This is a genomic window from Pseudomonas nitroreducens (assembly GCF_024170165.1).
Classification (GTDB): Bacteria; Pseudomonadota; Gammaproteobacteria; order Pseudomonadales; family Pseudomonadaceae; genus Pseudomonas; species Pseudomonas nitroreducens_C.
The window spans coordinates 1-17,808 of the sequence record NZ_JALJXP010000019.1 but is presented as its reverse complement, the minus strand read 5'-3'; the positions used below and the strand labels follow the sequence as shown (position 1 = coordinate 17,808).

Here is a 17,808-nt window from a genome sequence, read left to right as displayed (position 1 = left end):
TCAGTCCAGCCGCTTGCGCGTCACCAGCCGCGCCAGGCCCAGCAGGGCGACGGCGTAGGCGGCGAGCATGGCGCAGTTCTTGAAGATCATCGGCCAGAAGTCGCCGGCCAGGAACAGGGATTTCACCAGTTCCATGAAGTAGGTCGCCGGCAGCAGGTTGCCGATCACGCGGATCGCGGTGGGCACGTTGCGCAGGTCGAAGATGAAGCCCGAGAGCATCATCGCCGGCAGGAAGCTGGCGAGCAGGGCGATCTGGCTGGCGAGGAACTGGTTCTTGGTCACCGCCGAGATCAGCAGGCCGATGCCCAGCGCCACCAGCATGTAGAGCATGGAGGCGATCACCAGCACGAGGAACGAGCCGTAGATCGGCACGTGGAACAGGAAGCGCGCGGCGAGCAGGCACAGGGCGAGGCCGATCATGCCGATGCCGAAGCAGGGGATGATCTTCGCCAGGAGGATTTCCACCGGCCGCACCGGCGTGACGAACAGCGCCTCCAGCGTGCCGCGCTCCCACTCGCGGGCCATCACCAGGGCGGTGAGGAAGGCGCCGACCAGGGTCATGATCAGCACGATCAGCCCCGGCACCAGGTACCAGGTGCTGGTGTTGGCGGCGTTGAACCACATGCGCTGGACGATGGTGACGGCACCTCCTTGGGCAGTGCTGCCGGCACTGCGGTCGGCCTGCTTCTCGGCGTAACCGGCCAGGGCGCTGCTGACATAGGTGGAGACGCTGGCGGCGCGGGTGGCGTCGGAACCCTGCACCAGCACCTGGATCTGCGCGTGGCCGTCGTTGAGGTTGCGGGTGAAATCGGAAGGGAATTGCACTACGGCATCCACCTCGCGGGCGCGCATCAGTCTCTCGCCTTCGGCAAAGGAGCGCACCAGGTGTGGTTCCAGGTATTCGGTGCGGCTGATCCCGGCCGCCACGTCACGGGCTACCGGAGACGGATCGTCGAGGACGATGGCGACGATGGCGCGCTTGACGTCCAGCGACAGGCCGTAGCCGAAGATCAGGATCAGCGCGATGGGCAGGCCGATGCCGATCAGCAGGTTGCTGCGGTCGCGCACCAGCTGCCGCACTTCCTTGCGGGTCAGCGAGGCGAGGCGCCGCCAGAAGCCGCCGGCGCTCATGCCGCGCCCGCCTTGGCGTGCTGGCGGTTGCTCTCGACGATCTCAATGAACGCCTGCTCCATGTTCAGCGTGCTGCCCTTGCCGCCGGCCTGCTCGCGGACTTCCTGCGGGGTGCCCATGGCCAGCAGCCTGCCGGCATCCTGGATGACGATGCGGTCGCAGTACTCGGCCTCTTCCATGAAATGGGTGGTGATGATGATGGTCGTGCCCGCCGCCGCCAGCGCCGTGATGCGCTGCCAGAAGCCGCGGCGGGCGAGGGGGTCGGCGCCGCTGGTGGGTTCGTCGAGGAAGAGGATTTCCGGCTCGTGGAGCAGCCCGACCGCCATCGCCAGGCGCTGCTTGAAGCCGCCGGGCAGCTGGCCGCTGGGCGAGTCCTCCTGGCCGCTCAAGTCGAACTGCCGGGATACCGCGTCCATCCGCTGGCTCAGGCGCTTGCCACCCAGGCCATAGGCGCCGCCGAAGAAGCGCAGGTTCTCGGCCACCGAGAGGTTGCCGTAGAGGGAGAACTTCTGCGACACGTAGCCGACCTTGCGCCGTGCCTGGGCCCGCGCGTGGCGCAGGTTGACCCCGGCCACCTGCAGCGTGCCGCTGGTGGCCGGCAGCAGCCCGCAGAGCATGCGGAAGGTGGTGGTCTTGCCGGCGCCGTTGGGCCCGAGCAGGCCGAAGATTTCCCCGCGGCGCACGCTGAAGCTGGTACTGGCGACGGCGGTGAAGTCGCCGAACTTGCGCACCAGGTCCTTCACTTCGATTACCGCTTCGTTGCTGTCGTCGTGGCGGTGCGTACCGGCCTTGAGCGATTCCATGTCCACCGCCTCGGCGTCGCTGCGGGCGCGCAGGAGGAACATGAAACCGTCCTCCAGGCGCGCGTCCACCTGGCGTACCGGCGCGCCGTCGAGCAGCTGGTCGAGCTTGCCCTGGTCGGCGTCCGGCTGGCGGATGAAGCGCACCTCGCCGGACTGCGGCACCGCGTCGACGATGTTCTGATGGTCGTCCAGCAGCCGCGCCTGCAGGGTGCGCGCGGGCTCGTCGGCGGGCGGGGTGGCGATGAAACAGAGGTTGTCGGCGTGCTCGCGGATCGATGCCGGGTCGCCCTTGGCCATCAACTGGCCCTGGTGCAGCAGGAAGACTTCGGCGCAGCGCTCGGCCTCGTCCATGTAGGAGGTGGAGACCAGCACGCTGAGCTGCTCCTGCTCGATCAGTTGCTGGATGATCTCCCACAGCTCGCGGCGCGACAGCGGATCGACACCGACGGTGGGTTCGTCGAGCAGCAGCAGGTCCGGCGAGCGTACCAGGGTGCAGGCCAGCCCCAGCTTCTGCTTCATGCCGCCAGAGAGCTTGCCCGCCGGGCGCTCGGTGAAGCGCGCCAGGTCGGTCATCTCCAGCAGGCGCTGGTAGCGCTCCTGGCGCTGCTGGTGCGGCACGCCATGGAGATCGGCGTAGAGGTCGAGGTTCTCCTGCACGCTCAGGTCCTCGTAGAGGCCGAAGCGCTGCGGCATGTAGCTGATGCGGTCCTGTACCTGCTGCGGGTGGGCGTGGACGTCCACGTCGAGCACCGTGAGCGTGCCGGCATCGGCCTGCAGCAACCCGGCGACCAGACGCAGGAAGGTGGTCTTGCCGGCGCCGTCCGGGCCCACCAGCGCAGTGAGCTGGCCGCGCGGGATGTCCAGGCTGATGTCCTTGAGCGCCTGCACGGTCTTGCCCGACTCTTTCACCAGAAAGTGCTTGGCCAGGCCCTCGGCGCGGATGACGGGACCTTCGTTGTGGCTTTGCTGAACAGCCGCCATCAGCGCGGCTCGTCGGCGAAGCGCACCGTGGCCGGCATGCCCAGGCGCAGGCGGTTGTCCGGGTCGGCCACCAGCACGCGCACCTCGTAGACGAGGCTGGTGCGCAGCTCCTCGGTCTGCACCGACTTGGGCGTGAATTCGGCCACCGAGGAAATGAAGCCGATATGGCCGTCGATGGCCTGGTCCGGGTGGCTGTCGGTGAACACCTGGGCTTTCAGTCCGGGCTTGATGCGGCCCAGGTTGGTTTCGCTGACGTAGGCGCGAATCCATTTCGGATCGGTCAGCGCCAGGGAGTACACCGGGCGCTGCGGCGAGGCCATGTCGCCGGGCTCCAGCAGGCGCGAGCGCACGGTGGCGTTCTGCGGCGCCTTGAGGTCCGCTTCGTCGAGGTTGTGTTGCAGCAGCGCCACGTCGGCGCGGGCGGCGGCGAGCTGGGCCTCGGCCTGGGCGATGTCCTCCGCGCGCGGGCCGATCTGCGCCAGGCGCAGGGATTTCTGCCGGTCTTCCAGTTCGGCCTGGGCGACCTTCTGCTGCGAGGTGGCGCTGTCGATGTCCTGCTGGCTGACCGCGCGGCCGCCGGGGCTGTTGGCGCGGATGCTTTGCAGCCGGCGCAGCTGGGTGTTGGCGAGGTCGAGCTGGGCGCGGGCGGCCTTGTCCTGTGCCTTGGCGCGGTCGATGTCCTCGGGGCGCGAGCCGTTCTTCAGGCGCAGCAGATTCTGCTCCTGCGCGGCGATCTGTGCCCGGGCCTTGTCGATCTGCAGGTGCAGGGCGCGGGTGTCCAGGCTGGCCAGCACGTCGCCGGCCTTCACCGTGTCGCCTTCCTCGACATTCATCTTCGCGATGCGCTCGCTGCCGGTGAAGGCCAGCGACACCTGGCGGATGTCCACGTTGCCGTAGAGCACCAGGCGTTTGTCATCACTTGTGCGGGACTGCAGGTACCACCACAGTCCGCCCCCCAGCAGCAGTGCAACGAGCACCACCAGCACCAGCTTCTTAGGCATTGCCCCATCCCTGATTCATGACAGCCCGGTGAAGGATAGACAGTTCCACAGGGGTGGCGCGGACCTGTGTCAACGCTGCAACGCTCTGTCGGGGACGCGTGGCGCCAGCAGTGACCGTTCGGCGGATGCGAATGACCTGCGTTTCAACTCGTCAGAGGGCCGTCTATACAGAATTCAGTAGCCGTCACACGCAGCGCAGTTCCGACCTTTCGGGAGACGGCTGGAGGCCCCTTGCGGGGCCTTCGGTCAACAGCTCATCACCGTTGGGGTCAATCATGTCCAGACTGCGCCTGCCGCTTGCCGCGTTGTGCCCGCTTGCCGTGTTTCCCTTGGGGGCCGCGCTTGCCGCACCCCTGCAACCCCCGCCGGAATTCAGTTACGACGCCAACGGCACCACCACGGCAACCCTCACCGCCGAGCGCCGCGAAGTACCGGTGGGCGATGCGCGCTACGACACCCTGATATTCAACGGCAGTTACGACGCGCCGTTGCTGCGTCTCAAGCCCGGCGGAACCCTGGCTCTGCGGTTGGATAACCGCATGGACGACATCACCAATCTGCACTTCCACGGCATGACCGTCTCGCCGCTGGACGAGGGCGATAGCATCTTCCGCGAAACCCGCCCGCACCAGGTCGGCGTGTACAACATCAAGCTGCCGGCCGATCACAGCCCCGGTGCCTACTGGTACCACAGCCACTTCCATGGCGGCGCGCAGTACCAGGTATCGGCAGGGATCGCCGGGCCGATCATCGTCGACGGCATGCTCGATCCATTCCCGGAACTCAAGGGCATCCGCGAACGCGTGCTGGTGCTGCGCAACTTCCAGAAAACCCTGACCGGACGCAACGCCACCGAGGTCATCACCAGCGCGCCGTCGATTCGCACCATCAACGGCCAGGCCGAGCCGACCATCGATATCCGGCCCGGCGAGACGCAGCTCTGGCACTTCCTCAACATCGCGGCCAACCAGTACTTCCGCATCAGTATCGACGGACAGGAGATGCAGATCCTCTCCCGCGACGGTAATACGGTGACTCGCCGTGTCGATGCGAAAGAGGTGCTGATCGGCCCGTCGGCGCGCTTCAGCGTATTGGTGGTGGGGCCGTCGGCAGGGCGCCATGACGTAACCATGGGGGCCGCCAATACTGGGCCGGCAGGGGATACCTACCCGGCTGCGCGACTGGCGATCCTCGAGTCTTCCGGCGAGCCGGTGGCAACAAAGCAGATCACCAGCGCCTATCCCCCGGCCGAGGATTTCCGCCAGGAGAAGGTCGCCAAGGTGCGCCAGTTCGCCTTCCAGGATTCGGACAGCGACGACAACACCTTCCTCATCAATGGCACGCGCTTCGATGCCGGCAAGGTCAACACCACAGTGAAGCTGGGAGACCTTGAGGAATGGCGGCTGTACAACCCGTCCCAGGAACTGCACCAGTTCCATATCCACCAGGTGGATTTCCAGGTCACCGAAATCAATGGCAAACCGGTGCGCTTCAGCGGCTACCGCGACAACGTGTACATCCCCGCCACCGGCTCGATCACCCTGCGCATCCCGTTCCGCGATCCGGTGATCCTCGGCAAGTTCGTCTACCACTGCCACATCCTCGAGCACGAGGACGGCGGCATGATGCAGGCGATCCAGGTGGTAAAACCCGAGGACTATGAGCAGGCGGTCAAGCTCGAACCTCTGGGGGGTATCTACGGCGACAACCAGATGTGCGCCTATCTGCGAAACACCGGGCGGGAGGCTGACAAGGCCAACCCGCTGGCCAAGTGACGGGGGCGCCGCCATGACTTCCAATCGCCTGACCCTGCCGATCCTCGGAGCACTGCTTGCCACTCCCGCCGCCCAGGCCGACGACGGCCAGTACCCCAACGTCGGCCTGGATTACGACGCCACCTTCCAGTACGACTACAGCCGCGCCGATCACTCGCAGCCCGGCGGTCGCGAGACGCTGGACGGCTACCCGGACATCAACAGCACCTTCTACTTCCGCTTCAGCCGTGATGCACAGATTCGCTTTTCCACCGAGATCAATCCGATCGACCCGCCCAACAATGGCGAGAAGCGCTTCTTCGAAGACGTCGGCATGGTCATCAACGAGCTGAACTACTACCAGCAGTTCGACAAGCAGGCCTTCGTCGTCGGCAAATACCACGTGCCCATCGGGCGGGCCATGGATCAGGCGCCGGGGCTGTATACCAGCGACTTCGTCGACACCTACGACATGGACGGCATGCTCGGTGGCACCTATTCGTACCGCTTCTTCAGCCAGAGCCTGGGCAACATCGAGCCGAACCTGAGCCTCTACAGCGCCGACAACTCCTACCTGGGGCGGCCGTATTTCCGCCATGGCGAGATGCTCAAGAAGAGCGACGGCGGCCCGGCCAATACCGGCAAGCTGGACTCCTACGCGCTGATGGTGAACTGGCTGGCGATCCCGGCCATTCCTTACCTCGAACTGCAGGCCGGCTATGCGCGCAGCCGCGAGGGTGACGAGGTGACGGGGCAGGGCACGCCGGACGACGAGATCATCCGCCTGGCCTCGGCGCGTTACATCTGGGCCTTCCATGGCAACACCCTGGGGCCGACCCTGGGCGAGAAGTACATGGATCTGGTGCCCTTCATCGAATACGCCGACGTCGACAACGAAGACGCCATCAAGGGCAACGACACCAGGTACCTGACGACCTCGCTGACCTTCGACTGGGGCCTGTGGGCCTTCGGCCTCACCCGCACCAACAAGAGCTACCGCCTGAGCGACACCCCGGACGACTACCTCAACGAGTTCAGCGTGGTCTACAACATCACCGGGCAGCTCAAGCTCGACGTCTCCGCCGGCACGCAGAAACAGCAGGGCGAAAACTCCAACATTGTCGGCCTGGCGCTGACCTATTCGGGAGGTTACTGAGCATGCGCTGGATCTTGATTCTGGCGCTGTACGCCGGAGTATCCGTGGCGGCCACCCGTAGCGATGTCGGTGGGCCGTTCAACCTGACCAACCAGGACGGTCAGCGCGTCACCCAACGCGACTATGAAGGGCGGCCGGCGCTGCTGTACTTCGGCTTTACCTCCTGCCCGGACATCTGCCCGACCGACCTTGCGAAGATGGCGCGCATCGCCCACGCCGTGGAGGAGGAGAAGGGCATCAAGCCGAGGCCGATCTTCGTCACCCTCGACCCCGAGCGCGACACGCCGCAGCAGCTCAAGGGCTATGTCGGGCACTTCGATCCGGAGTTCGTCGGCCTGACCGGCACGCCGCAGGAGATCATCGCGATCACCGACGAGTACCACGTCTTCTACAAGAAGGTGCCCTATGGCGACAAACCCGGCGACTACACGGTCGACCATTCCACCTTCCTCTTTCTGCTGGACAAGGATGGCAGCTACCTGGACCACTTCAGGCGGGGGATGGCGGAGGACGAAATCATCCAGCGGGTGGGGGCGAAGTTGACGCCCTGAAAGCAGTTCCGCGCCCTACAGGAAGCGGTGCGCCATGACAGTTCGTCAGCTGCGGTTCCGCCCGTCGCGGGGACTGTTAGCGTGGAGAAACATCCCCTGTGGAGGTCTCGCCATGAACAACGTGGGAAACAGCCTGGGCGGGCACCCAACCTCCTGGCACCTGCGCGCCCAGCGCCTGCAATGGTTCGGCCTGGTACTGCTGTTCCTGGCTGTGGGCCTTGCCGCACTGACCGACTTCCTGCAACGCGAGGGTGGCGTGGCAATCATCAGCGCTTTCGCCGTGGTCGGCGTGCTGGCGCTGGTGGTGGCGCGGGTCATTCTGAGGCGGCACAAGCCTGTGTAGGAGCGGGCTCCCTGAGGTTCCGGGGTTGTCGTCGGTTCGCGAGCAAGCTCGCTCCTACGAAGAGCGTAACGCCGGCACCTGCAGGAGCGAGCCTGCCCGCGAACCCGCCCAGGTCAATGTTTGCCAGCGGGCTCCGCCTCAACGCCGGGGGATGGACTGCACCTGCGGCTGCATCTGCTGCTGCGGGATGTTGCGGTAGCCCATCTGGCCTTCGTCCATGGGCGGCGGGCGAGGTGCGTCGTGGTCGTTGTGGCTGCCGCAGGACGAGCCGCCCAGCAGCACGGCCAGCACGCCGATCATGAGTAGAAAGGTGGTTTTTCCCATGGCGGTTGCTCCCCGGTGTTCCTTCCTTGCAGTGAAAGCGAAAACCCACCCGCGAGCCGGCTGATCGGACGAATGGGGGCCGCCGGAACCGGCTCGCCGGCTTCCCTGGCAATCGCTTGAAATCCCGCCGTTTTCGCGCAGTTACGATCGTGCAGACTGCCATGGATCAACCATACTCAGGCGACTCGCTCCGGCGTTGTGCTCGGGGGAATCAGGAGGGCGGGATGCTCGATTACTTTGCGCTGGGGGTACTGATCTTCGTCGGATTGGTACTGTTCTACGGGATCATCGTGCTGCACGACATCCCTTACGAGATTGCGGTACACCGCAACCATCCCCACCAGGACGCCATCCATGCGGCCGGCTGGGTAAGCCTTTTCACGCTGCACGCGTTGTGGCCGTTCCTGTGGATCTGGGCCATGTTGTACCGCGAGGACCGGGGCTGGGGCTTCCACCACGGCAAGACGCCGGCGCAGGAGGCCGAATACCTCGAACAGCAACTGGCCGAGCTGCGCCAGCGCCTGGAGGTGCTGGAAGGCCGCCAGAATGCCGCCGCCGCACCGGCAACCACTCAACCGGGCGGGGAGGGCTGAGCCATGGACCTGTTGCTGGTTCTCACCTACACCGCCATCTGCATCGCCATCTTCAAGATCTTCCGCATCCCGCTGAACAAGTGGACGGTGCCCACCGCCGTGCTGGGCGGCATCGTCATCATCGGCGCGCTGATCTTCACCATGAACTACAACCACCCGTATTCCGAGGTGGCGCGTTCGTACTTCATCACCACGCCGGTCATCCCTGTGGTCACCGGGCAGGTGGTTGAAGTACCGGTGAAGGGCAACGAGCTGATCGAGAAGGGAACGGTGCTGTTCCGTATCGATCCCAAGCCGTTCCAGCTGCAACTGGACTCGCTCAAGGCACAACTGATCTCGGCGCGCGCCGACCAGGCCCGCGCCCGCGAACTGGCCGTGCGCAACGTCGGCAACAAGCGCGACGTGGACCTGACCACCGCCCGCGTCGATGACCTCAATGCGCAAGTGGCCCTGGCCCAGTTCAACCTCGACAGTACCGTGGTGCGCGCGCCCTCGCGGGGCTTCGTCAGCCACGTGTCGCTGCGTCCGGGGATGATGGCCAGCCGCTTGCCGCTGCGCCCGTCGATGGTCTTCGTGCCGGACGAAGGGCCGTACTTCACCGCCTGGATGCGCCAGAACAGCCAGCTGCGCCTGACCGTGGGCGACGAGGCCGAGGTGGCCTTCGATGGCATTCCCGGCGAAGTGTTCGCCGGCAAGGTCAAGCAGGTCCTCCCGGTGATCGGCGAGGGCCAGGTGCAGCCGTCCGGCACCCTGATCAGCTACAGCGGCTCGCCGCCGCCCGGGCGGGTGCCGGTGATCATCGAGATCACCGACCCGAAATACGCCCCCTACGCCTCGGTGATGCCCGGTGGCGCCTATGGTCAGGCGGCGATCTACAGCGAGCATTTCCACCATGTGGCGATCATGCGCAAGATCCTCCTGCGCATGGCGGCCTGGATGAACTACATCTTCCCGTTCCACTGATTCGCGGCATTGCGGCGCCCCCACGGGGGCGCCTGCGCGTGGGCGTCCGTCCGCGCGCGAACAACACGGGGGAGGGGGTAGCGCAGTCTCCTGCCGTACAACGTGGCGACATCGATATCTCAACCGGAGAACCCTATGAAGTCCACTGTCGCGTTGTTGTCCCTGCTGCTGTTGCCGTTACTGCAAGGCTGCGCGGAAAAGCAGGTGCAGCCGGAGGAATACTCCGGCTTCCTGTATGACTACTCCCGACTCACCGAACAGGAAAACGCCTCGGGCACCAAGGTCCTGGCCTGGATCGATCCCAGGCTGAACCTGATGAACTACCGCAGCATCGTTATCGAGCGTTCGCAGTTCTACCCGACGCCCAAGGCCACCGATCAGCTCTCGCAAGCGACCATGACGCAGATCACCGACTACTACGACAAGGCACTGCGCCGCGAGCTGGGCCAGGTGCTGCAGGTCGTCGACAAGCCCGGCCCGGGCACCCTGGTGCTGCGCCCGGCGATCACCGCGGTGAGCAGCCACACCCAGTCGCTCAAACCCTATGAAGTGATCCCGATCGCCCTGATCGCGGCCGGCGTCAGCACCGCCACCGGCATCCGCGACCAGGACACCCAGATCGCCACCGAAGCCGCGATTCTCGACGGTCCTTCCAGCCGCGTGGTCGCCCAGGTGGTGCGCAAGGGCACCGGGCATGCGCTGGAAAACGACAGCCAGGCCATGGCTGCCAGCGACTTCAAGGGCGTGCTCGACGGCTGGGCCCGCGACATGCGCCTGACCTACAGCAAGCTGCGCGAACTCAAGTAAGTCGCCAGTCAAGGGGATAGGGCTGCCGGTTGGCGGCCCTTTTCTTTTGCCCCAGCTTGCCTGCTGCGCACGGGCTCGAGCGAGCCTTCCACGCTGGCGTTGGGCCTTAGGAGCAACTGGCTTTCTCTGAAGGTCCGTACCAGGGCTTCCCCTCTCCCTAACCCTGTCTGCGCGCCCCGCTCCGAAGGGAGAGGGGACCGTATGGTGCAGGTTGAAACCAAAGTGTCAGCCGGCAGGGACGGCTCCCTCTCCCTTCAGGGAGAGGGCGGGGGAGCGGGGACGCATCGACACGGATTTACCTGAGAACAGATCGCGGCTCCTGCCGCGCAACCCCATGTACTCCAGGCGGCGCCCGGCCTGGCGCCGCGTCGGCCTGTCATGAAATGAAAAGCCCCTGTCGCACCATGTGAAGCCGCCTGCCGGCCCCCTGCCTATTGTCCGCTCAAAGGGCGCTTGCCTGCTCCAAACGAAAGCGCCCACAACAACAAGACAACTGGAGATTCCGGCCATGGCCAAAGCCGTTCGTTTCTATGAGACAGGGGGACCCGAAGTCCTGCGTTACGAGGACGTGGAGGTCGGCGAGCCCGGCCCGGGGCAAGTGCGCATCCGCCATGTGGCGGTGGGCCTGAACTATGCGGATACCTATTTCCGCAATGGCACCTACGCCGTTCCGCTGCCCAGCGGCATGGGCGTGGAAGCCGCCGGCGTGGTGGTGGCGGTGGGCGAGGGCGTGAGCAACGTCGTCCCCGGTGACCGCGTCACCTATACCGGTTTCATCAACACCCTCGGCGCCTACAGCACCGAGCGCCTGGTGCCGGCGGCGCCGCTGATCCGCCTGCCGGAGAACATCGCCTTCGAAACCGCCGCCGCCATGACCATGCGCGGCCTGACCTCGGCCTACCTGCTGCGTCGCATCCATGACTTCAAGCCGGGCCAGAGCATCCTGCTGCACGCCGCTGCCGGTGGTGTCGGGCTGATCGTCGCGCAGTGGGCCAAGCTGCTCGGCCTGCGCGTGATCGGCACCGTATCCAGCGACGCCAAGGCCGAGATCGCCTTCGCCCATGGCTGCGAGCACGTCATCAACTACAGCCGCGAAGGCGTCGCCGAGCGCGTACGCGAACTGACCGATGGCCGTGGCGTGGACGTGGTCTTCGACAGCGTCGGCAAGGACACCTTCATGACCTCCCTGGAGTCGCTCAAGCGCCGTGGCCTGATGGTCTGCGTCGGCACCGCGTCGGGGCCGATCCCGCCGTTCGACCCGGTGCTGCTGGCCATGAAGGGCTCGATCTTCCTCACCCGCCCGGCCCTGGCCGACTACATCGCCGACCCGGCGGAAAAGGCGGCGCTGCTGGACGAACTCTTCACCCACGTGGGCAACGGCGATATCCGCATCGAGATCAACCAGCACTACGCGCTGGAAGATGCCGTGCAGGCCCACCGCGACCTCGAATCGCGCAAGACCACCGGCTCGTCGATCTTCGTCATCTGAGGGCGCCGCCATGCACGTAGAACGTCTGACCTGCAGCATCGGCGCCGAAATCTCCGGGGTGAACCTGGGCGACGCCTCCCGCGATGAAGGCCTGTTCGCCGAGCTGCGCGAGCTGCTGCTCAAGCACAAGGTGCTGTTCCTGCGTGACCAGGACATCACCCGTGCCGAGCACGTGGCTTTCGCCCGCCGCTTCGGTGAGCTGGAAGATCACCCGGTGGCCGGCAGCGACCCGGAGCACCCGGGTCTGGTGCGCATCTACAAGACCCCGGACCTGCCCAACGACCGCTACGAGAACGCCTGGCACACAGACGCCACCTGGCGCGAGGTGCCGCCCCTGGGCTGCGTCCTGCGCTGCGTGGAGTGCCCGCCGGTGGGCGGCGACACCATGTGGGCGAACATGGCCCTGGCCTACGACATGCTCCCGGCCGAGATCAAGGAGCGCATCGCCAAGCTGCGCGCGCGCCACAGCATCGAAGCCAGCTTCGGCGCGGCGATGCCCATCGAGAAGCGCCTGGCGCTCAAGGCCCTGTACCCCGACGCCGAACACCCGGTGGTGCGTACTCACCCGGAAACCGGCGAGAAGGTGCTGTTCGTCAACGCCTTCACCACCCACTTCAGCAACTACCACACGCCGCAGAACGTGCGCTTCGGCCAGGACGCCAACCCCGGCGCGGCCGACCTGCTGCGCTACCTGGTGAGCCAGGTGTACATCCCCGAATTCCAGGTGCGCTGGCGCTGGAAGAAGAACGATGTGGCGATCTGGGACAACCGCTGTACCCAGCACTACGCGGTGATGGACTACCCGCCCTGCGTGCGCCGCATGGAACGCGCCGGAATCATCGGCGACAAGCCGTTCTGATCCCTGAAGAAAGACTTCTGACAAGAACAATTACGGAGACCGACATGCAATTCTTCGACGATTCGCTGCACCCCGAGAACCAGGACAAGGTGGTCATCACCACCGCTCCCTACGGCCCCGAATGGATGCCCGAGGACTTCCCCGAAGACATCCCGGTAACCATGGACGAGCAGGTCCAGAAGGCCGTTGACTGCTACGAGGCTGGCGCCACCGTGCTCCACCTGCACGTGCGGGAGCTGGATGGCAAGGGCTCCAAGCGCCTGTCCAAGTTCAACGAGCTGATCGCCGGCGTTCGCGAAGCCGTGCCGGACATGATCATCCAGGTCGGCGGCTCGATTTCCTTCGCCCCGGAAAGCGACGGCGAAGCGGCCAAGTGGCTGTCCGACGACACCCGTCACATGCTCGCCGAGCTGACCCCCAAGCCCGACCAGGTGACGGTGGCGATCAACACCACCCAGATGAACATCATGGAGCTGCTCTATCCGGAGTACCTCAAGGGCACCTCCCTGGAAAACCCGCTGTACCAGGCGGCCTACAGCGAGATGACCGTGCCGGCCGGCCCGGCCTGGGTCGAGGAACACCTCAAGCGCCTGCAGGCTGCCGGCATTCAGCCGCACTTCCAGCTGACCGGCATGCACGCCCTGGAAACCCTCGAGCGCCTGGTGCGCAAGGGTGTCTACAAGGGCCCGCTGAACCTGACCTGGATTGGCATCGGCGGCGGCTTCGACGGCCCCAATCCGTTCAACTTCATGAACTTCGTGCACCGCGCACCGGACGGCGCCACCGTCACCGCCGAGTCGCTGCTCAAGAACGTCCTGCCGTTCAACATGATGGCCATGGCCATGGGGCTGCACCCGCGTTGCGGCATCGAGGACACCATCATCGGCCAGCACGGCCAGCGCATGACTTCGGTGGAGCAGATCCAGCAGTGCGTCCGCGTCGCCCATGAACTGGGCCGCGAGGTCGCCAGCGGCAAGGAAGCACGCGCCATCTACAAGATCGGCGTGCAGTACGACAGCGTGGAAGAAACCCTGCGCATGAACGGCATGGCGCCCAACCGCCAGCCGGGCCAGAGATCGGTCCCGCTTCGCACGTGACTCTCTCTTAGTAATAAGGGTGGCGCGGTCTGCCAGCACCGCGCCACGGCTTTTATCCCAGAACAACAAGAATCCATTGACCCACCTGGAGAGCTAGCACCATGGCCATCCACTCCGTCGCCCTGGGCGACATTCCTGCCACCGTGCCCAGCGTGCCACGCCGCTATGCCTGGGTGGTGTTCGCCCTGACCTTCGGCCTGCTGATCTCCGATTACATGTCGCGTCAGGTGCTCAATGCCGTCTTCCCGCTGCTCAAGGTCGAATGGGCCCTGAGCGATGCGCAGCTCGGCCTGCTCAGCGGCATCGTCGCGGTGATGGTCGGCCTGCTGACTTTCCCGCTGTCGCTGCTCGCCGACCGCTGGGGCCGCGTACGCAGCCTGGCGCTGATGGCCATGCTGTGGAGCCTCGCAACGCTTGGCTGCGCCGTGGCCGAGACCTTCCCGCAGATGTTCGCCGCGCGCTTCTTCGTCGGCGTCGGCGAGGCCGCCTACGGCAGCGTCGGCATCGCCGTGGTGATCTCGGTATTTCCGGCGCACCTGCGCGCCACCCTGACTGGTGCCTTCATGGCCGGTGGCATGTTCGGCTCGGTGCTCGGCATGGGCCTGGGCGGTGTGCTCGCCGCGCACCTGGGCTGGCGCTGGGCTTTCGCCGGCATGGCGCTGTTCGGCCTGCTGCTGGCGCTGCTCTATCCGCTGGTGGTGAGCGAGAAGCGCATCGCCCCGGTGGCCGCCGCCGAGGCGCCGCGCCAGGCCGGCGGGCGCTCGCTGCGTAGCCTGTTCGGCAGCCGCTCGGTGATCGCCGCCTACCTGGGCAGCGGCCTGCAGCTGTTCGTCGCCGCCGCCGTGATGGTGTGGATTCCCAGCTACCTGAACCGTTACTACCACCTGGACACCGGCAAGGCCGGGATGATCTCGGCGGTGATCGTGCTGGTCGGCGGCAGCGGCATGGTGCTCTGCGGCATCCTCTGCGACCGACTTGGCCGCAGCAACCCGCCGCGCAAGATCATCCTCGCCATCGGCTTCTGCCTGGCCAGTTGCCTGCTGCTGTCGGTGGCTTTCCACCTGCCGCCGGGTACCGCGCAGCTGAGCCTGCTCGCCCTCGGCATGCTGGTCGCCGCCGGCACCTCCGGGCCGTCCGGCGCCATGGTCGCCAACCTCACCGCGCCGGCCGTACATGGCACCGCCTTCGCCACCCTGACCCTGGCCAACAACCTGCTGGGCCTGGCGCCCGGGCCGCTGCTCACCGGTGTACTGGCCGACCACATTGGTCTGGACCGTGCCTTCCAGCTCATCCCCTTGCTGAGCATTCTCGCCGCGCTGGTCTTCCTCTACGCCCGGCGCCACTACCACAGCGATATCCGCCGCCTGCGCGGCGAAGAGGAGGGCGCCTGATGCCGACTCTCAATCTGGACATGACCTTCGACTTCATCTGCCCCTGGTGCCTGATCGGCAAGCGCAACCTCGACGTCGCGCTGCGTTTGCTGGCCCGCCAGCGTCCGGAGCTGGACGTGCGGGTGAACTGGCTCGGCCTGCAGCTGCTGCCGCAGATTTCCATGGAAGGCGAACCCTTCGCCGAGTTCTACCAGCGCCGCCTGGGCGGCAAGCGTGCCGTGCGTGCGCGGATGGGGGAAGTGCGTCGCGCGGCAGAGGGCGCCAGGGTCGACCTGGACCTCGAACGCATCCTCACCATGCCCAATACCACCTATGCGCACCGGGTATTCCAGCGCGCCGTGCATGTGGGCAGCGAGAACCAGAAGGAGCAGCTGCTGGAGATGATCTTCCGCGCGCACTTCCAGCTGGGCCAGGACATCGGCAATCGCGACACCCTGTGCCGCCTGCTGCGTGCCTGTGATTTCAACGTGGCCGACTTCGACGACGCCCTGGCCGACGGTGCGCGCCAGTTCATCGGCCGCCGCGTGGCCCTGGCCGATTCCAGCGTGCCGATGTTCCTCCTCGAAGGCCGTGCCTTCGCCCTCGGCGGGCAGAGCCCCGAGCAGCTGCTGGCGGCCCTCTACCGGGCGCTGGAAAGGCAGTTCCCGGAGGCGATCCCGGCATGAGCTGCTCGATCCGTATTCCCGCCGACCGCCTGCCGGCGCGCGGCGGCCGCAGTCTGCTGCATCACGAGCAGGGCATCATCCTGCTCTTCGATATCGACGGCGAACTGCATGCCATCGATGACAGTTGTCCTCACGCTGGTGCTTCGCTGTTCAGTGGCCGCCTGGACGGCCGCTGGCTGCAATGCCCGGCCCACGGCCTGCGCTTCGACGTGGCCAGCGGCTGCCCGGCAGGCATCAAGGGCTTCGGCCTGCGCCGCCACGGCATCTCCTGGATCGCCGGCGAATGCCATGTAGTGATCGGCGAGCAGGAGGCGACGGCATGAACACGCTGACCATCTCCGCCCTCGGTAGTCGCAGCCGTACCCTGCTGCCGGGCCTGCTGGTCAGCGCCATGGTGGCGGCCGCCGCGACCTTTCTTTCCGAGCATTACGGCGCGCCGGTGATGCTCTTTGCGCTGCTGCTCGGCCTGGCGATGAACTTCCTCTCCGCCGACAGCGTGTGCAAGGCCGGCATCGAGTTCACCGCCCGCGAAATCCTCCGCCTGGGCGTGGCGCTGCTGGGTATCCGTATCACCTTCGGGCAGATCGCCGAGCTGGGCTGGCAGCCGGTGATCATGGTGGTGGTACTGGTGACGGTGACCATCCTGGTCTCCATCGCTGCGGCCCGCGCCATGGGCTTCAACTTCCTCTTCGGCCTGCTCACCGGCGGCGCCACGGCCATCTGCGGCGCCTCGGCGGCACTGGCCCTGGCGGCGGCCTTGCCGGCCCACACGCAGAAGGAAAAGGCCACGCTGTTCACCGTGCTGGGTGTGTCGGCGCTGTCCACGCTGGCGATGATCCTCTACCCGATGATCGTCAAGTCTCTGGGACTGCCGCCGCTGCAGGCGGGCATCTTCCTCGGCGGCACCATTCACGATGTGGCCCAGGTGGTTGGCGCCGGCTACAGCATTTCCAAGGAAGTCGGCGACAGCGCCACGGTGGTCAAGCTGATGCGTGTGGCGATGCTGCTGCCGGTGATCCTCTGCGCGGCGATGATCACCCGTGCCCGCGGCGTGGAGCCGGGGGACAAGCGTCCGCCGTTGCTGCCGTGGTTCGCCGTGGGCTTCGTGCTGCTGGCGGCGGTGAACAGCACCGGCTGGCTGGCGCCGATGGTGCAGCAGGCGGGCGGCAAGCTGTCGCAATGGTGCCTGGTGATCGCCATCGCCGCGCTGGGCATGAAGACCCAGCTCAAGGCGCTGGCGACGGTGGGGATCAAGCCGATCCTGCTGATGCTGGGGGAGACGGCGTTCCTGGCGTTGCTGGTGTTGGGGATGTTGCGCTTCGCCGGTTGATTCGTGCGTTGCGGATGACCATCGCGGACGGAGTCCGCTTCTACGCGCCGATTGGCGTTTCCGCTCACACCGGAATTGCGGTGGCGTACGAACGTAGGATGGCGTGGAGCGCAGCGATACCCATCGATAGCCGTGCGCCAATGGCAGTGCGTAGGGCGCATGACGCGCCAGCGTTATGCGCCGTGTGGCTATCGGCGGATAACCCGTTCCGGGTTATGCGCCCTACGTATAGGCACCGGCTCTGGCACTGCCCCTGGCTCTGGCTCTGGCTCTGGCTTTTAAGGTCTTCCAGAGAAATATCCGCACGCGCCGAGTGCCCCTTTCAGGAGGCCGAAGGTGATCGGAGTTTCAGGGGTTGAGCGACATGGATGTCGCGAGAGCGGCGATGGGCCAGGGATGGCCCTTCGCGGCGGGCCCCTGGAACTCCGAAGAGCCGAGGGTACTTTTCGCGAAGCGAAAAGCCGGATGGAGGGGCGTGTAGGAGACAACCACATAGGTAACAAACGAGTTCAGTCACATGGGTGACACTCGCATCTTCAGATATCGCCTACTTCGCTCCCTTTCGTCCAG

The 17,808-nt window shown here is 66.0% G+C and carries 18 protein-coding genes; 14 read left to right on the top strand and 4 right to left on the bottom strand.

From position 1 onward, the window contains the following. The 3 genes from J2T47_RS27675 to J2T47_RS27665 are packed head-to-tail and all read right to left on the bottom strand — an operon-like array spanning position 1 to position 3,916. Entirely contained in the window at positions 1 to 1,131 is a 1,131-nt protein-coding gene (locus J2T47_RS27675) for an ABC transporter permease (RefSeq protein ID WP_253453758.1), read from the bottom strand. After that, positions 1,128 to 2,915: an ATP-binding cassette domain-containing protein gene (locus tag J2T47_RS27670; protein WP_253453756.1), complete on the bottom strand. Its 1,788-nt coding sequence runs from the start codon at positions 2,913 to 2,915 to the stop codon at positions 1,128 to 1,130. Before J2T47_RS27670 ends, J2T47_RS27675 begins: the two co-directional genes overlap by 4 nt. Further along, positions 2,915 to 3,916 carry an HlyD family efflux transporter periplasmic adaptor subunit gene (locus tag J2T47_RS27665; protein ID WP_253453754.1) on the bottom strand — a complete coding sequence of 334 codons (1,002 nt, stop codon included), beginning with the start codon at positions 3,914 to 3,916 and terminating at the stop codon, positions 2,915 to 2,917. The genes J2T47_RS27670 and J2T47_RS27665 overlap by 1 nt, the downstream gene beginning before the upstream one ends. A gap of 275 nt (positions 3,917 to 4,191) precedes the next feature. Between J2T47_RS27665 and J2T47_RS27660 the strand changes: the two genes are divergently transcribed. The 4 genes from J2T47_RS27660 (at position 4,192) to J2T47_RS27645 (ending at position 7,720) form a co-directional block, all read left to right on the top strand. Continuing rightward, the gene (locus J2T47_RS27660; protein ID WP_253453752.1) at positions 4,192 to 5,691 is read left to right on the top strand and encodes a multicopper oxidase family protein; all 1,500 of its coding nucleotides are present in this window, start codon (positions 4,192 to 4,194) and stop codon (positions 5,689 to 5,691) included. 13 nt (positions 5,692 to 5,704) lie between these two features. Continuing rightward, positions 5,705 to 6,826 carry a hypothetical protein gene (locus J2T47_RS27655; protein WP_253453751.1) on the top strand — a complete coding sequence of 374 codons (1,122 nt, stop codon included), beginning with the start codon at positions 5,705 to 5,707 and terminating at the stop codon, positions 6,824 to 6,826. A 2-nt stretch (positions 6,827 to 6,828) separates the two neighbouring features. Further along, positions 6,829 to 7,377, top strand: coding sequence for an SCO family protein (locus J2T47_RS27650; RefSeq protein ID WP_253453749.1), 549 nt, complete (start codon positions 6,829 to 6,831; stop codon positions 7,375 to 7,377). Positions 7,378 to 7,489: 112 nt separating this feature from the next. Next, on the top strand, positions 7,490 to 7,720 hold the full coding sequence (locus J2T47_RS27645) for a hypothetical protein (RefSeq protein WP_253453747.1): 231 nt from the start codon (positions 7,490 to 7,492) through the stop codon (positions 7,718 to 7,720). 138 nt (positions 7,721 to 7,858) lie between these two features. On the opposite strand, the gene J2T47_RS27640 is transcribed toward J2T47_RS27645, so the two are convergent. Beyond that, entirely contained in the window at positions 7,859 to 8,044 is a 186-nt protein-coding gene (locus J2T47_RS27640; protein WP_253453745.1) for a hypothetical protein, read from the bottom strand. 224 nt (positions 8,045 to 8,268) lie between these two features. Here J2T47_RS27640 and J2T47_RS27635 point away from each other — a divergent pair, with 224 nt between their 5' ends. From J2T47_RS27635 to J2T47_RS27590, 10 genes are all read left to right on the top strand, one after another. Next, positions 8,269 to 8,637 (top strand): DUF3302 domain-containing protein, encoded by a 369-nt coding sequence (locus J2T47_RS27635; RefSeq protein ID WP_253453743.1) that lies wholly within the window; start codon positions 8,269 to 8,271, stop codon positions 8,635 to 8,637. Between the two features lie 3 nt (positions 8,638 to 8,640). Then, the gene (locus tag J2T47_RS27630; protein WP_253453741.1) at positions 8,641 to 9,600 is read left to right on the top strand and encodes an HlyD family secretion protein; all 960 of its coding nucleotides are present in this window, start codon (positions 8,641 to 8,643) and stop codon (positions 9,598 to 9,600) included. 135 nt (positions 9,601 to 9,735) lie between these two features. Then, on the top strand, positions 9,736 to 10,407 hold the full coding sequence (locus J2T47_RS27625) for a DUF3313 domain-containing protein (RefSeq protein WP_253453739.1): 672 nt from the start codon (positions 9,736 to 9,738) through the stop codon (positions 10,405 to 10,407). Between the two features lie 508 nt (positions 10,408 to 10,915). Continuing rightward, complete coding sequence (locus tag J2T47_RS27620; protein ID WP_253453736.1) at positions 10,916 to 11,896, top strand: quinone oxidoreductase family protein; 981 nt, start codon at positions 10,916 to 10,918, stop codon at positions 11,894 to 11,896. Between the two features lie 10 nt (positions 11,897 to 11,906). Beyond that, on the top strand, positions 11,907 to 12,755 hold the full coding sequence (locus J2T47_RS27615; RefSeq protein WP_253453734.1) for a TauD/TfdA dioxygenase family protein: 849 nt from the start codon (positions 11,907 to 11,909) through the stop codon (positions 12,753 to 12,755). A 44-nt stretch (positions 12,756 to 12,799) separates the two neighbouring features. Next, positions 12,800 to 13,852 (top strand): 3-keto-5-aminohexanoate cleavage protein, encoded by a 1,053-nt coding sequence (locus J2T47_RS27610; RefSeq protein ID WP_253453733.1) that lies wholly within the window; start codon positions 12,800 to 12,802, stop codon positions 13,850 to 13,852. A gap of 101 nt (positions 13,853 to 13,953) precedes the next feature. Next, complete coding sequence (locus tag J2T47_RS27605) at positions 13,954 to 15,243, top strand: MFS transporter (protein WP_253453731.1); 1,290 nt, start codon at positions 13,954 to 13,956, stop codon at positions 15,241 to 15,243. Then, positions 15,243 to 15,908: a DsbA family protein gene (locus tag J2T47_RS27600; protein ID WP_253453728.1), complete on the top strand. Its 666-nt coding sequence runs from the start codon at positions 15,243 to 15,245 to the stop codon at positions 15,906 to 15,908. Before J2T47_RS27605 ends, J2T47_RS27600 begins: the two co-directional genes overlap by 1 nt. Then, positions 15,905 to 16,231 carry a Rieske (2Fe-2S) protein gene (locus J2T47_RS27595; protein WP_253453725.1) on the top strand — a complete coding sequence of 109 codons (327 nt, stop codon included), beginning with the start codon at positions 15,905 to 15,907 and terminating at the stop codon, positions 16,229 to 16,231. The genes J2T47_RS27600 and J2T47_RS27595 overlap by 4 nt, the downstream gene beginning before the upstream one ends. Continuing rightward, the gene (locus J2T47_RS27590; RefSeq protein ID WP_253453722.1) at positions 16,228 to 17,238 is read left to right on the top strand and encodes a YeiH family protein; all 1,011 of its coding nucleotides are present in this window, start codon (positions 16,228 to 16,230) and stop codon (positions 17,236 to 17,238) included. The genes J2T47_RS27595 and J2T47_RS27590 overlap by 4 nt, the downstream gene beginning before the upstream one ends. The last annotated feature ends 570 nt before the right edge of the window (positions 17,239 to 17,808 follow it).

What these genes read in the sequence shown, in the direction of transcription:
- J2T47_RS27675 (WP_253453758.1), bottom strand. Translation starts at nt 1,131, where the DNA reads ATGAGCGCCGGCGGCTTCTGGCGGCGCCTCGCCTCGCTGACCCGCAAG.
- J2T47_RS27670 (WP_253453756.1), bottom strand. Translation starts at nt 2,915, where the DNA reads ATGGCGGCTGTTCAGCAAAGCCACAACGAAGGTCCCGTCATCCGCGCC.
- J2T47_RS27665 (WP_253453754.1), bottom strand. Translation starts at nt 3,916, where the DNA reads ATGCCTAAGAAGCTGGTGCTGGTGGTGCTCGTTGCACTGCTGCTGGGG.
- J2T47_RS27660 (WP_253453752.1), top strand. Translation starts at nt 4,192, where the DNA reads ATGTCCAGACTGCGCCTGCCGCTTGCCGCGTTGTGCCCGCTTGCCGTG.
- J2T47_RS27655 (WP_253453751.1), top strand. Translation starts at nt 5,705, where the DNA reads ATGACTTCCAATCGCCTGACCCTGCCGATCCTCGGAGCACTGCTTGCC.
- J2T47_RS27650 (WP_253453749.1), top strand. Translation starts at nt 6,829, where the DNA reads ATGCGCTGGATCTTGATTCTGGCGCTGTACGCCGGAGTATCCGTGGCG.
- J2T47_RS27645 (WP_253453747.1), top strand. Translation starts at nt 7,490, where the DNA reads ATGAACAACGTGGGAAACAGCCTGGGCGGGCACCCAACCTCCTGGCAC.
- J2T47_RS27640 (WP_253453745.1), bottom strand. Translation starts at nt 8,044, where the DNA reads ATGGGAAAAACCACCTTTCTACTCATGATCGGCGTGCTGGCCGTGCTG.
- J2T47_RS27635 (WP_253453743.1), top strand. Translation starts at nt 8,269, where the DNA reads ATGCTCGATTACTTTGCGCTGGGGGTACTGATCTTCGTCGGATTGGTA.
- J2T47_RS27630 (WP_253453741.1), top strand. Translation starts at nt 8,641, where the DNA reads ATGGACCTGTTGCTGGTTCTCACCTACACCGCCATCTGCATCGCCATC.
- J2T47_RS27625 (WP_253453739.1), top strand. Translation starts at nt 9,736, where the DNA reads ATGAAGTCCACTGTCGCGTTGTTGTCCCTGCTGCTGTTGCCGTTACTG.
- J2T47_RS27620 (WP_253453736.1), top strand. Translation starts at nt 10,916, where the DNA reads ATGGCCAAAGCCGTTCGTTTCTATGAGACAGGGGGACCCGAAGTCCTG.
- J2T47_RS27615 (WP_253453734.1), top strand. Translation starts at nt 11,907, where the DNA reads ATGCACGTAGAACGTCTGACCTGCAGCATCGGCGCCGAAATCTCCGGG.
- J2T47_RS27610 (WP_253453733.1), top strand. Translation starts at nt 12,800, where the DNA reads ATGCAATTCTTCGACGATTCGCTGCACCCCGAGAACCAGGACAAGGTG.
- J2T47_RS27605 (WP_253453731.1), top strand. Translation starts at nt 13,954, where the DNA reads ATGGCCATCCACTCCGTCGCCCTGGGCGACATTCCTGCCACCGTGCCC.
- J2T47_RS27600 (WP_253453728.1), top strand. Translation starts at nt 15,243, where the DNA reads ATGCCGACTCTCAATCTGGACATGACCTTCGACTTCATCTGCCCCTGG.
- J2T47_RS27595 (WP_253453725.1), top strand. Translation starts at nt 15,905, where the DNA reads ATGAGCTGCTCGATCCGTATTCCCGCCGACCGCCTGCCGGCGCGCGGC.
- J2T47_RS27590 (WP_253453722.1), top strand. Translation starts at nt 16,228, where the DNA reads ATGAACACGCTGACCATCTCCGCCCTCGGTAGTCGCAGCCGTACCCTG.